The organism is Vibrio sp. Vb1127, from assembly GCF_033338735.1.
Classification (GTDB): Bacteria; Pseudomonadota; Gammaproteobacteria; order Enterobacterales; family Vibrionaceae; genus Vibrio; species Vibrio alginolyticus.
This window is the reverse complement of sequence record NZ_JAWOTF010000001.1, coordinates 105532-118909: the sequence shown is the minus strand read 5'-3', so window position 1 is coordinate 118909 and position 13378 is coordinate 105532. Positions and strand designations below refer to the sequence as shown.

Genomic DNA, 13378 nt, shown 5'->3' with positions numbered 1-13378 from the left:
TTATTTTCTCAGTTCTTCATCCACAATCTTCTTTATCTTCTTCAATACTGTTCGATAATCTTCTTTAGGATCTTTCTCTTTTGGTTTACCAAATAGGGTATTGATAATTAGAATAGGGATGAGGATCAGAAGGAGGGGAGGTAGTTGTATAAATTCCATAGGCATTTTATTAACCCCTTAGTTAAAAGGGGCAGTTATCATTTTATTTGTTATATTGGATACTCTTATAGTCTAGATTTTCAGCTTCACTTTCTTTCACCCAAAGTTTATGCTGTTTATCATCAGCGAGATATTTACGAAGAGGGATGAAATTTAAATGGGTAAGAACTTCTTCGATATCTTTGTTTGAGGCGTTTCCACACATATCTTTTAAATTATCAAAGAACCAATAATCTCTTGACTCAATGCTATCAAAGTATTGTGAGAAATTAACATACATATCATTTAGGATATTAGCTTCACTAGCGGCTAATTCAGCAATAGCTTTATCATAAGCTGCTTTCTGTTCAGAATGCTTGTTTTGCGCCCAATTCGTTGCTTTTACAACATCCATTTTTTCTTTACGTTCAATTTCGTTGAGTTCATCAAGAATAGATAAAACTTTCTCTTTGAGAAATTTAATATCTTTTTCAATCAAGCAATCAGGCTTCTTCAAGATAAGCTTATTAACACTCAATTGATGGAATAAATTGTGTTCTTGATTAGAGACTGTTTTAAAACCTCGATCAATTAACTCAGCATGCTTTCCTAGAAGCTGTTGTAATCCTTCTCGGATAAATTCATGGTGATATGCACACAGTTTATTCTCTTTTACAAGGTTGCTACCACTTAAAAGATATGTAATTTCATCCTTACGTGAACTAAATGCTTTAGGTGCGGACGTGGAGATATAAGGAAGGTTATAAGAGGCTAGGTTGAAATTAACCACCTTATCAACACGTTCCTGATCAATTTGTTCTGGTTTAGTCACTTGAGTGCGATAATATTCTTTGATAAGTTCTTCAACAGTTTGGATATTTGGTAAGGTGTCGGTTGCAATGCTCATTTATTGTTATCCTTATTTTGTTTTTTAATTAGGGATTGGAGAGTACGGAGTTTCTGTAAAACTAGTTTGGTTTCTTCTGCCATATTACAAACCTCGTTTCTCTTTAGCTCTACGAACTGCCGCTTCAAGTTTAAGTTTGTGTTCTAATTTCTCTTGCTCGTAACTTAGTTCTTGTTCTGGTTCACTCTTAACTACAGGCTTTGAAACACTCGCTAATGCGGTAGCTTTGGCTTTATCAAAAGCAGGGGTATTGCTATTACTTGCGGTTGCTTTGGCGGTTGGTGTAGGTTTATGGCTGTATACGCTATTACCATGCATGTATGTTAGAAACTCTTCTTGAGTCAGTAACTTATCGACAAGTTTCAAGCTTAGTGCTTTATCCGCACTGTAAACTTTTGCTTGAGTATCAATGACCTGTTGCTTACTAAGTGGACGATAGTTAGCTACATGTTCAACAAATTTGGTGTAAGTTTCGTTTACTGATTCTTGTAAGTCGTCTAAAAACTCTTGTTTAAAGCTACCATCGGCTGCATAAGGGATTTTATTATTTCCAGCGTATACGAAACTGCGTGAAATACCTTGCTGTTCAAGGGCGGCGCTATCGTTATGTAACTTAATGACCACCCCAATTGAGCCGATACTGTAGCTCTCTGGGTCTGCAATAACATCATGTGATGTTGAGGCTAGGGCGTATGCGGCGCTACAGGCTTCACCATCAATCCAAGCAGTTAACTTAATACCGTTAGCATCAGCGATTTTTCGTAGTTGTTTGGCACAGTAGAAGCAGTTAAAAGCTTCGCCACCACCGGAACTAACATTCAAAACTACTTTTTTCTTACCTGAATCAGCTAGTTTTTGCATGTTGGCAATTAGATCACTGTAGTTAGTTCCACCACATAACGCTTGGAAATTTGTTGGTCTGGCGGTGAGGACTCCAGAAACGTCCAATACACCAAAACCTTGCTGTTCTAGTTTATCTTTTAATGGGTTTGGTGAACTCAATGCTTCACCAGATAATGCTAGTTGGCGAGCCTCTTTGTTTTCGATAACCTCTGCGATTGTTTCAAAAAAGCTAAGGCTGCAAAGTTGAGGTTTTTGTAATACTGCTTTACTTAAATAATTCATGATATTCCTTGTTATAGTTATTTGATGTAGGAAATTTTGATATAGCCAAATGTTACGCCATCGTTTACATTAATAATCTTATTATCTGTGATACGTCGATATAATGTAGCGAGTGAAATGTCTAATACATTCTTGTTGATTTCATAGAAAAGCCTCACACTATTAAAATACTCGACCTTTCCAGTCAGACTGTCGTAAATCTTGAATTCATATCCAGAACTTTCTCTAATGTTTTGCTTCCTACTACGAATAATACAATTGATAGGTGAGTACTCTCCTTTATCAAAGAGTCTACAAATATGAGGGTTATTGATTGTAAAGTAATCACGACCTTTCGATTTTTCAGATAGAATAAAGTCGATGAATTCAATTAAGTCTGTAAATTTGAAATCAACATCGTGATAGTATTTATGATGTTCACATTTACTATTACAGCGACCTTTAATGCTGTAAAAATGACTTCTCAATTTAATTAATTGTTGTTTGTTTAACTGTGGGTATAGTTCGATAAGCTCAGTTATCTTCATGTTACTTCCTTTTTATTATTATAGGGTTGCTGCTATTGGTAGGGGGATAGATTAGAAATCGATTGATTTTATTTTTCTAGAAGCTTGATACATTTTTAAAGCGGCATCGATAATTTCAAATTGCTCTTCATCTTCATATAGATTTCTAGCTCTCAGTCGCATGATATATACATTTTTAATGTTACGACTTCCGGTTATCAATTCATTTAATAGTTCTTCGGGTGAACTATATAAAATCCGTTTTCTAGGCATGGGTTGACCTCCATTGTTAAATTGGATTAGGTTTAAATTAAGTGAGAGTATAAGATTGTTAATTCACTGTGGAAGTGATTAGAAGGTATAGAGTAATTGTAAACTTTTTGACTACAATTAAATGGTGCAAAACCTCAACTTTATATTAGATAGAGGAAAGGAGGAGCCTCATCACTAATAAAATAAGTTGAGTAAAACGCTTGGAGTAACGTTTTTAGCATTGCAACACTAGAGGTAACAAAGGAAAATTTTATCGAAAACATAGGAAGGATATCGAATAAAACTATAGAAGTCTTTTAAATCACTCTATACAAGTATTATACCAAAAATATATTTATTTGTATAGTAAATACATTAAAATAATATAGACTATTGCTTATTTTTATGTTAACTGATCATGAGTTTCTTGAATTAAAATACATAGTTCAGCATGGGGTATCTTAGTATTATAAAACCAATCGTAAACGGTAGGCTGTCTTTTACAGTTTATAACATTCTTCATATGTGGAATTAATCGGTTGACTTCGGTTAAAGTTGTCATGTGTTTATCTACACCTGCGCCAGCGTCGAAGTCTTTGAGCATCTTAATGAACCTTGCACTCAGTGTCTTAACGGGTTTTTGTCTCTTAGGAGGTGATAAAGAACGTTCTAACCAGTTATTTAAATAAGGCATTCGTGCCTTTTCAGGTTTAATCTTATAACTATTGAAACCTACATCTAGAAGAATGGTTTTGTATGTCTGTGAGTGTTTTAGGTAAGCCTGAAACCTTATTTTAGAAACTGATAATCCACCACCCATAGGTATCAATTGAGGGCTTTGCTCGATGACATAATCAGTGTTAGCTAGGACACAAGCTAAATCTTGTTTGTAGATTGGTAGCCACTCATTAACTAGTTCCTCAAGTTTCGCCTGTTTCTTTGGCTCTAGTTTTGAAAGAAGCATTTCATACTTTTTGTGTAAGTCTTCCATTTCACACCAACCTTGCATAGTTAAAACGGCGGCGAAATTGCTTCAGCTTTCTAATTCGGTATTTCTTCACGATATGATTTCCTTATTGTTATTACCTCCCCATACAAAGGTGTGAACATGTCTACAAGCTATTCAGCATGTATACGAGAGGTTTTGTATTCGGTTGTATTTAGAGAGGGGTTAGGTTGGGTTAGGTTGCCTTATGAGTTTGATAAAACTCGTACAACTCGTTATCTAATCGAGTTGTCACTTCTTCAATGTCCTTATAAAACTCTCTAGCTATTAATTTGCCAACCACACGAGGGTATCTTATCAACAAGGCTAAAAAGTCATCTGAATCTAGTTGTTCATATACAAAAACGTCATGCTGTTTTGATGTTGGAACTTTAAATTCGTTGTCATTCAAATCTAACCACTGATCTTCATATAGCTCGATAATCTCCTTTGTTTCCTTAGTGGAAATAGGTAACTCAGTGAGCATTAGTTCAACCGAACTATTTACAAAAATCTCCTCGATCTTGTGATCTTGGCGAGTAATAAAAATGGTGTCATAACCTTGCTCTGGCTTTAATACCGTGAAAGTGTTCATATCATTGTTTCCTCTTGTTTGGAGTGATACATACAAGTAGCCCTACATTGTGCTTCATTCAAGCATGTATCAGGTTTGTTTTAGTGTTGTTTGGATTAGCCTGTAGAGGCTGAATAAGGTGTTAGCGTTGCGCTAAAAGGGGATGGGTAGATTATCTCTATTGTTTATCATTAATGGGGTTAACTCACGACCTGACTGCCGCCAAACTCCTGCAAGTTGTTCCCAATCAAAGAAGTGTTGAACCGCACCGTTAACAAATAATCGGCGTTCTTGCTCGGTAGTTGTTTCCATCCAAAGATCATAATCTTCACGTTCTTCTAGTTCTTCCGTTGGTGCTGGTTTACCGTATTTGAAATCAACCTTACAATTCATGTCTGAACCCAATACTTCTCGCCAGCCATAAAACATTGCATCAACTAAGGCTTTCCATGCAGATGAGAAAGTAATGAAACTATCATGTATACAGATGTATGGTAGGCCATGTGCTTTCAAGTAGAGCATTACTTGCTCAGCAATACGACTATCATAATTTTGTAGTAGGGCAGCCGATTTACCATTAAAATATTTTTCTATCTTATGGTTCTTTTTCCGTAGCTGGCGAACAATATCATGACACTCAGTTTCTGTTGGTTGTCTGTGCAGGTCTTTGAAGACTAAAGCCTTATCACCGACAATTTCAGAGGGTAAATAGTTATCCAGTTTAGTGAAAATCTTATCTATTTCATTGAATAAACTCTTACCAGGATTACCACTGTTAAACATCATCATCATTGCGAGTTTATACACAGCACGTTTAGCCTCTTGGGTTCCTTTAATTGGGCTATCACAATCAGGGATCATGTATGGCTTAAACTCTCCGTGCGCTTGCTCTGGCCTAATGCCTTCTAATTCGTAGGCAATGAAAGCATGATTCGATGAATAGTCTCCTTCACATACTGGTAAGTCATTAATCGTAATGTCCTTACGCTGTGGCTGTCTCATACTTTGAAATGCATTCACATAACGACCATAGCTATCGAACATCGTTAAACCATTATTCTTTTTCTCATTGGAATACAAAGAGAATTTTCTACCCATTTGTGGATCGACAATTACGCCAAGATGATTTTTAAAAGTGAAATCGAGTAGGTGTGTGTTCAGTTCGTTCAATCGTCCCTGTTGAATCTTTTTACCCTTTGCTGGAACTTCTTCTTCCCAAACTTTACTGTGTTTGATAGTTGTACTTACGCTGTTTCTAAGGGTTTTAATCTTGGTATTCGGTGCTTTATCTTCGTTCATCCCATCAAGTAGAGTGAATGCTTTATCACTAAGTTGAAACACGCTTACGTATTGTTTACAGATCCCTTCTTCGTTTGTACTGTCGCCAATGTAAAGTGCCCCATATCCTTCATTGACCGCAACCTGAAGCATGTCTATCCATGATTGAAAAGATACATCATCCTTACCTTTGTCTTTGAATAGATGTTTATCTAGGCTAACTTTGAACCCAACGTTATTACGGCTTTTTGCAAGATTAACCATGTAAAGGAAAAGCCTTGCACCATAGGATTTTTTACTGCCTGATAGGGTTTGTAGTTGTGTAATGACACGGTTGTATTGTCTGTGAAACTTAACACCGCCGTTATATTCTATATTGATTTCGGTTTGTTTTAATGAAGAGTAAACGTTGTCAATGAAGTGGGGGGATTGCTCTCTTACTTTAGGGTGAGATTTATTATCGTACTTCGTTCCCTGCATATGTTTCCGTCTCCTCTTGTTGGGATATAGCTTTGTAAACAAGTTGGTTAATGATGTAACTAATAGATTTGTTTTGTTGTTGTGCCATTTCTGCAATTACTTGCTTTGATTGCTCGTTATATATTGTTGCTCTCATTGATATTCTCCGTTGATTTTTAATTTCAGTTTATAGTTAAAATTAACTCAATCCCTTATGTGGCTTGGGTTACAGAGTATCTATAGTGTATATGAGTGGAGGATTAGATTAATAGGATAGGAATGATTCAGGAGTAAGCCATATCATATAATTCCCAGTTACTAAGTAAGCATATTCCTCACCGTCTTTATGTTCCCATTGTCCTTTATAGAATTTACGTTCTAACTCAATAACACGGTCTATAGTTTTCTTTCTCTCATCATCAATTTTATTCATCAAACTTCCTCTTCAATATTACTGTTAAATTCTTCAATCAATCGAAAGATATACACTGCTAACCCATAATGAATAGCCTCGCTGAATTTGCCTTCTTTAGTTCTAACACTCTTTCGTTGACTAACATTAGCTGGAGTGGTGTCACCATTCATTAACCGCCGAAGTTGCGGTAGGGTAGTTAAGTTGATTTCATCTGGTAGTGTGTATGTCATATTAAAAATCCTTATATTGCAGATACGAGAAAACCACCAACGTGTGGTTCTGAACAAGTTCAGCACGTAGTGTATAAATTAGATTGTGAGGTGGTAAGGTGATCGGGGACGATCTGAATGCTAGAGTAGTAAACTGAATTACTATTCTTATATAATAACACTAAATGAGAATGATTGTCAACAACTATTTGTGATGAATGTCGCTTTTTAAGTTATTTGAGTTGACTTTTGTTTATATCTATACTTACCAATCTACCATTTAAAAATAGTTTGTCAAGCGAGGGTGGGTAAGTTGTTGAAATCACTGGCAACGCTGTTTTATAGCGTTTCCGAATATATCAACCACGGACAACGATTTCCGACAACAATGTCGAAAAGTCCATCCCATCTTGACGGATCTTAGGTAACACTTCTTCACACACCCAATCTTGGAATTTCTCTGCAGCGGGGAGTGTTGATTTCATTACAAGGCGATATACATCTGACTCAGGAATCCACGATTGTTTAGCAATAATCTCTCCATGTGAGTAACCACTATCAGTAAGAGCCTTGTATGGTGTAACATTTGTCTCAGAGACGGATGCTAGTTTAGCAACATCAAGTTTTGATAATTTCAAAGGTTTAGTGCAGTTCTTACGTACCGCCTGATTTACGTCCTCATAACCCAAGATTATAGCAACACTACTTCCATGAAAATAAGGTACCGTTTTACCTTTATCGTTTTCATGAAGAATTGTCTCAACCTTCATACCATCGTAATCAAAAATCTGCATTTCTTTGTTCATATATTTTTTTTTTTTTCTCCTCCTCCTCTTCTTCCTCCACTCATATACACTATGTAGTAACCAGAACCCTTGATACATAAGACTTCCGAGTAATTTTAACTAGGAAATCAAATTAAAACTTGATGATATTGCTATACTCAAACTTGTTGCTTTAACCCTGTTCAGAAGTACAAGAGTCATCACCATGAAACGATTATTACTAGCTACTCTCTGTCTACTCCCAGTTGTTACCCAAGCAGAAACCATCTGTAAAACCGATGCGATAGGAATAACACGTTGTAAGGACTCCAATGGGGTAGAGACAAGGTACAGGACGGACACTCAAGGCACTGTTAGATCATCGGACGGAACAACGTATAAGGTTGACGCTCATGGAGCTATACGAGGCTCTGACGGCTCAATATATAAGACTGATTCAAACGGAATCATTAGGGATAACAAGGGTAATACGTGGCGAGAAGATGCTCACGGAAACTTGAGGGGGTCGGACGGATCAATCTGTAAGAAAGATCCTCACGGTGCCGTAAGATGTACGGATTAAATGATGTTCTGAATTTTTATCTTAGAAACATCTTGGTTTGTTTCAATAAGAGTAATAGCCCACAGTTTCTTAATCACATCTTTTGCTTCTCGTTCTGAGCGAAATCTCTTTTTACCTCTTTCAGTTCCAACCATACCATTCTCAAAATACTGATCTTCGAATGTTTCAATCAGGTCTTGTCTTAGTTCATGCTCTGTTGTCGACTTGTTATCCTCTATAGATTTTATACATGCTCGGAATTCTTCCATTCCCATCATTAGAGTTTTACAGTTTGTTTCACCTTGTTCTAAGAAAATAAAAAGTCCACCGAAACCACCAGTGATCTTAGTGTGGTATGCCTTTTTATCATCATCTCCATATCTAATGTACACAGATTCAATAGCATGAATAATCGCTTTATCATTTGCAGTGAGTGTAAACGGTATAAACTTAGAAACCTCCCTTTCTACTGCCTCGGTTAAATTCAGGTAAGGAGCAATACTCCTTATTAATTCATCTTCATTTACAGAAATGATAGAGTCGTTTTCCATTACTAAAGACGGGAGATAGGTAGGAGAAACAGGTTTGTCCTGCTCTAGTTCGGAGTGATCACCAAGAAATCGTTTATAAACGTAATGAACTTTGAGGTTGATTACATCTGTCATTTAAAATCTTCCATAGTTAGTTGAGAGAATCAAACCTTAGCACACTGAATAATCATGTTATCTAGCCTGCTCACAAAGCAACATCAACATATTTACAGTTCTATTCATAGGTAGTTAAGCAGTACAGTTAATCAATTCAGATTCATAGAGGGTTGTTTAGCACACCTCTCTATCCATTCTTACCCCACCGATTAAAACTTTCCATAAATGGTAATCAATTTACCAAAAATGCAACAATCGATGCTGAATAATAATTCAATCAATGAATATAGACCATATGTGCAATATAAATGAAAATACTCTGATATTAAGTCGATTTGTGCATTGGATGTGTGAGTGTGGGGTAATTGGTGTGTAAATGCTTCTATGCGGCTCAGACAAGCGTTTTAGCGGTGAATTGGTGTAATTGTATTAATGTTGATTAGGACGTTGTGAGAGGACAGGGATAATGAACAATGAATTAGTAAATTCTAATTTATCTTTATATACGATGTTGGTGAGGTATCTATACAAAGCTACCTGTTTTTGCAATGCCCCAATATAGTGCAAATAATTTCAAACTTTTCTTGTTCAAAACTCCCAACTTTAAAGATAGAAAACTATCGAAAATACACCGTTCAACCTCAATTTACAAACATTAGAATAACCTAATTTAACATAATGGATCTATCGCGCACTTGAAACAGGGTGTTGATGGGCGAAAAGTGATTTAACTTATTGTTGTATAATACTTTATCTCTGATTATAGGGCAGTGCGTATATTATAATTTTCCTATTGTTTCAATAAATTATGTTGGTCACACCGTGACAAGGAATTGTAACAGCAACGTCGTTGCAAAGGGTAATGTTTAGAGCTTGTGTACGCTTCTATGAGAAGGTTAATTGTTCGAAGAAGACACTTGCATGGAGTAGTTATAAAACGGCTGTGTGTGCTTGTACGGACGTACATAGAGTGGGGTGTTTGAATAGAGTGTCTTCTGTATGCAGGTAAGGTGCATAAATATTTCTACATTTCTACGATTTTCACATCTGGGCGTGTGTGCTGTGCTTAAATGGTCTCTCGCTCATTTCTAACCTTCCAAACCTTTGATTACGATATTTACCTGTAACAATGGATATTTCGCCACTAATAAACAACCATTGAAAAATTTAATTTTATGTGTAACAAAAATTTTAGGTAAGTATATAAATATTGCTACTTATGATATAATTGTTACATGTATTAAGATAAGATTTTTGATTAATCCTCTTAATAACACCTCTAAATAAGCAGTACACCCAATTCTAGATATTTTCATCATAAGATTGCTGAGAGTTTTTACCATTTTAACGCGCATTTTATTGAAAATATAATTACTGAAAGTTGTGTAAGTTATTGATCTATAAATAAGCAGCACTCCTTTTTGACAACATGTAGGACTCTTACTCATGAACCGAAATCAAAAGATTTTGTATGTTCAAGGGGAGATCTTAAGCCTAAATTCCAGTTTATTAAGCAGTACTAAAATTTCACCAGAAATTAAGCATGTAATATACCTATTAGGGCTAAATCTACCTTATTCATACATTGAAGAAACAACAGGATTTAAACAATCCTACTTACGAAAAATTAAATCTGTACACAAACAGGTTGTAGATTGCCTACAAGAAGAAACAGCCAATCTTTACAGTATTAACGGCATTAACTAATAAGGATAATAATAATGAATAGTAAGCCTTTACCCGTTGTAACAAACATCGGAAACCGTCACTCTTTACAAAATCACCTCGATACACTTCTAGATGTAGCCAGTGCTCAAGATAAAAACCTGCAAGCCATCAATAAAGCTTATAGCGGATTGATTAAATCTCTTATTGCTGCTGCCCAAGGTAAAGAAGAAATCAGCAAATCACAGCTAGATTGCATCAAGATCTTACTCGCTGAACACAAACATCTGAACAAAGTGGTAGCGGATATTGAGGAGTTGATTAAAAAGGTTCGTATCTACCAAGATGAAGAAGAGGCTAAACACACTCCAAGTAAACCTTCTTCAAAACAAAAAATTTCACTCCCTCGCATTCCACTGGACACACCAATGTATGGAGGCGAGAAATAATGCACGTTAATTACTTCGGTGTTCATGCTGAACTGTGCCATAGCCTGCTATCGGTTTGGGGCTTCGATGAAGAAACCCTTAATCAGCATCATATCTACCTACCACTGATTACGTTATCCTCACCAGAAACGAAAGCTACGTTATGGCGGTCGATTCTACAACATCAAGAACTACTGCAAGCGGTCTTAGTTAACGGTGGTGACTATGGTGTTAAATACCTTCTATACGTCCTTCAAGAGTTCTGTACAGCTTGCAGCGATAAAGTAGGGTGTTTGTATGATGATGTAGAAGAAGGGACGTTACAAGCTGCTTGGGAGCATGTTAAGACAAACGTAATCCCATCTTTGAGTGATGAGAAATGTGTTATTACGTTTGGGGCTGTATTCCCAGAATGAATACTGTGCTGTTATTCTGATTTTTCAAAAACTACACCAATGAAGTTTTTACCAAATTCGGTCAGCCGCAAAACTTGTCGGTCTTTTGCGAATGCATTATCGTGGACAATACTCGTTTTCAAATCCTGTATATCGTTGATAAGGTCAATTACTACCCTTTGGGTGTCCTCAAGTCTTCTTGGTGCAGAGTAACTCCTGCGACCGACAAAATTATTTAATTCTGAAGGGGTGTACTCTCTTTCAACCCACCCAACTAAGCCTAAACGTATCAAGTTAGAAATAGATTGAGATTCATACGGCTGTTCCTGATCTGTCAAAGAAGTCCGTTGATAACGAGAAACAAATGAAATCAGAACTTTTGCGTCAATTGTAGTTAATTCATTAACTATTGAGGCATACCCGGGATGAACCTTATCTGCATACTCAGTATCACTAGCGGAAATTAACAATTTAGCAAAGAGCTTCTGTATTTCTGGCTCTTCTGCTGCATACGCTACATTTTTAAGAACTGAACAACCGACTCTCAAAGTAGGCTCGATTCTTCTTTTTTGAGGGATCTTTTTGTAACCCTCTTTGTATTGTTCTCGAAACGTCTCCAAATGACTACTTAGGAAATCTGCAGGCAAACCTACAACATTGTCGATTAAGCGTAGAATAGAGTCAGCGGTTTTAGCCACACGCTTAACTGGAGGCCGCACATCATTAACGATCTCACCTTTAAGAGTAATACCATTTGTATTTATTGTTATTTCGTCTTCAGAACTCATGAAATTCCTTATTCGGTAGCAGTCGTGGGTAATGTTACTGGTAAAACTAACTATCAAGTCATAAAACTTGGTCTAGTGGAGGCAAAACCGCCAAGCGTTGGGAGCAGTCTGAATGCTTTCTTAAACCTGTAGCTCAATTTTGATACTTAACTAAACACGAAGTAAATGCCTCTCGTTCCCCTGACGTATTAACTAAAGCTGCTGCACTACTTTCCCACAACTCAACATGTCCACTGTTTAAGACATCAGCACTTATAACCAAGATCCGTCCCCCTGCAAATGTTTCTACTCGATATCCGTCAGAGCGAATCTGTTGCTTTGTATCAATATCACTTAGTATGGCATGAGCTTGCGAGAAACCATCGTGCAAACAGCTAGTAAAATCTAGAACCGACGAAGGAGCGATTGATCCAGTCATTAGTGACTCAAACTCTTCGACATCTTGACGTGTCGGTGCTGAAGTGCAACCAAACAACATGCCTAACGATAAACCAAGTATGATTTTTTTCATATTATGCATTATTTATTTAATTAATCAGTAGGTTATAGAAGTTACGTTAAAAATCTTCATTTGAAAAGTGAATACCTTCACATAAACACTACTATTGAAGCGTCACAACCCAGTTACCACCTTTATCTTCAATTTCATATTCATAGTTGTGATTGTTACACCACACGGAAAATCCCCGAGAAAATGACATTTCAACAATACCTGATACTGTATTGCACTTGTAACCGTCCAAAGAAATGATCTCTGTAAGTTGATTGATTGCCTCGGGGTTTTCTTTGATGCCTTTTGGAACATTAGCCCCTGATTCGAGTAACGGGTGAGTGAAAGCTTGCTTGCGTGTCGGCTGTTTACCCTGAGAAGCTTCTTTTTGCTGAATCTCACCCATAATCGTCAACGCTAAAAATATAATTGGCCCCCAAATCAATAACGTTTTAACCTTAGATGGTTGTTTTACTTCACTTTCTGAATCCTCCTGAACGGCTTGCTCATTTTGAACTGTAGGTTCAGGAGTAAAAGATTGAGGTTCAACCTCTAAACCGTTTTGTATATCTGTTTGTTCAGGTTCTTGTTGAGGTGGTGGAATATTTACTTCAGTAGGGCAACCACAGTTTATACATGCGCTTGCTTTGTCGCTGTATTCCTTTCCACACTCTGTACACGTTATCAATGCCATCAACACACCCTAGATCATGCTCATCTAGTTACATATTTTAGTGCCTTAACCTTAAAGTAAGATTGCACTAGTTCAAAAAGTGTAGAAATTGCACTTA

18 protein-coding genes are annotated in these 13378 nt (G+C 36.6%); 2 read left to right on the top strand and 16 right to left on the bottom strand.

The features are described 5' to 3' along the window. From R7H07_RS00570 to R7H07_RS00510, 13 genes are all read right to left on the bottom strand, one after another. Entirely contained in the window at positions 1 to 165 is a 165-nt protein-coding gene (locus R7H07_RS00570) for a hypothetical protein (protein WP_169644173.1), read from the bottom strand. A gap of 37 nt (positions 166 to 202) precedes the next feature. Further along, positions 203 to 1045: a hypothetical protein gene (locus tag R7H07_RS00565; RefSeq protein WP_206958838.1), complete on the bottom strand. Its 843-nt coding sequence runs from the start codon at positions 1043 to 1045 to the stop codon at positions 203 to 205. Positions 1046 to 1129: 84 nt separating this feature from the next. Further along, complete coding sequence (locus R7H07_RS00560; RefSeq protein ID WP_206958840.1) at positions 1130 to 2170, bottom strand: S49 family peptidase; 1041 nt, start codon at positions 2168 to 2170, stop codon at positions 1130 to 1132. A 17-nt stretch (positions 2171 to 2187) separates the two neighbouring features. Next, on the bottom strand, positions 2188 to 2697 hold the full coding sequence (locus tag R7H07_RS00555; RefSeq protein ID WP_206958843.1) for a hypothetical protein: 510 nt from the start codon (positions 2695 to 2697) through the stop codon (positions 2188 to 2190). A 51-nt stretch (positions 2698 to 2748) separates the two neighbouring features. Next, positions 2749 to 2949, bottom strand: a complete 201-nt coding sequence (locus R7H07_RS00550) for a hypothetical protein (RefSeq protein WP_193285748.1) — start codon at positions 2947 to 2949, stop codon at positions 2749 to 2751. Between the two features lie 382 nt (positions 2950 to 3331). Beyond that, positions 3332 to 3919, bottom strand: a complete 588-nt coding sequence (locus R7H07_RS00545; RefSeq protein ID WP_206958846.1) for a hypothetical protein — start codon at positions 3917 to 3919, stop codon at positions 3332 to 3334. A 190-nt stretch (positions 3920 to 4109) separates the two neighbouring features. Continuing rightward, positions 4110 to 4508 (bottom strand): hypothetical protein, encoded by a 399-nt coding sequence (locus tag R7H07_RS00540; protein ID WP_206958849.1) that lies wholly within the window; start codon positions 4506 to 4508, stop codon positions 4110 to 4112. Positions 4509 to 4640: 132 nt separating this feature from the next. Continuing rightward, a complete protein-coding gene (locus R7H07_RS00535; protein ID WP_025606974.1) occupies positions 4641 to 6245 on the bottom strand; it encodes a hypothetical protein in 1605 nt (534 codons plus the stop codon). Continuing rightward, positions 6223 to 6381: a hypothetical protein gene (locus R7H07_RS00530; RefSeq protein ID WP_180764294.1), complete on the bottom strand. Its 159-nt coding sequence runs from the start codon at positions 6379 to 6381 to the stop codon at positions 6223 to 6225. The genes R7H07_RS00535 and R7H07_RS00530 overlap by 23 nt, the downstream gene beginning before the upstream one ends. 108 nt (positions 6382 to 6489) lie before the next feature. Next, entirely contained in the window at positions 6490 to 6657 is a 168-nt protein-coding gene (locus R7H07_RS00525) for a hypothetical protein (RefSeq protein ID WP_193237675.1), read from the bottom strand. Continuing rightward, complete coding sequence (locus R7H07_RS00520; protein ID WP_206958851.1) at positions 6657 to 6869, bottom strand: hypothetical protein; 213 nt, start codon at positions 6867 to 6869, stop codon at positions 6657 to 6659. The genes R7H07_RS00525 and R7H07_RS00520 overlap by 1 nt, the downstream gene beginning before the upstream one ends. A 338-nt stretch (positions 6870 to 7207) precedes the next feature. Next, positions 7208 to 7654, bottom strand: a complete 447-nt coding sequence (locus tag R7H07_RS00515) for a Bro-N domain-containing protein (protein ID WP_206958852.1) — start codon at positions 7652 to 7654, stop codon at positions 7208 to 7210. Between the two features lie 537 nt (positions 7655 to 8191). Then, complete coding sequence (locus R7H07_RS00510; RefSeq protein WP_025606981.1) at positions 8192 to 8839, bottom strand: hypothetical protein; 648 nt, start codon at positions 8837 to 8839, stop codon at positions 8192 to 8194. Between the two features lie 1703 nt (positions 8840 to 10542). Between R7H07_RS00510 and R7H07_RS00505 the strand changes: the two genes are divergently transcribed. Then, positions 10543 to 10935: a hypothetical protein gene (locus R7H07_RS00505; protein ID WP_206958853.1), complete on the top strand. Its 393-nt coding sequence runs from the start codon at positions 10543 to 10545 to the stop codon at positions 10933 to 10935. Beyond that, complete coding sequence (locus R7H07_RS00500) at positions 10935 to 11330, top strand: hypothetical protein (protein WP_206958854.1); 396 nt, start codon at positions 10935 to 10937, stop codon at positions 11328 to 11330. Before R7H07_RS00505 ends, R7H07_RS00500 begins: the two co-directional genes overlap by 1 nt. An 11-nt stretch (positions 11331 to 11341) precedes the next feature. Here R7H07_RS00500 and R7H07_RS00495 read toward each other — a convergent pair whose 3' ends face one another. The 3 genes from R7H07_RS00495 to R7H07_RS00485 all read right to left on the bottom strand — a co-directional run bounded on the left by R7H07_RS00495 (position 11342) and on the right by R7H07_RS00485 (position 13281). Beyond that, the gene (locus R7H07_RS00495) at positions 11342 to 12097 is read right to left on the bottom strand and encodes an Abi-alpha family protein (protein WP_206958855.1); all 756 of its coding nucleotides are present in this window, start codon (positions 12095 to 12097) and stop codon (positions 11342 to 11344) included. Positions 12098 to 12230: 133 nt separating this feature from the next. After that, the gene (locus R7H07_RS00490) at positions 12231 to 12608 is read right to left on the bottom strand and encodes a hypothetical protein (RefSeq protein WP_206958856.1); all 378 of its coding nucleotides are present in this window, start codon (positions 12606 to 12608) and stop codon (positions 12231 to 12233) included. A 91-nt stretch (positions 12609 to 12699) separates the two neighbouring features. Next, positions 12700 to 13281: a zinc ribbon domain-containing protein gene (locus tag R7H07_RS00485; protein WP_206958857.1), complete on the bottom strand. Its 582-nt coding sequence runs from the start codon at positions 13279 to 13281 to the stop codon at positions 12700 to 12702. Positions 13282 to 13378 lie beyond the last annotated feature (97 nt).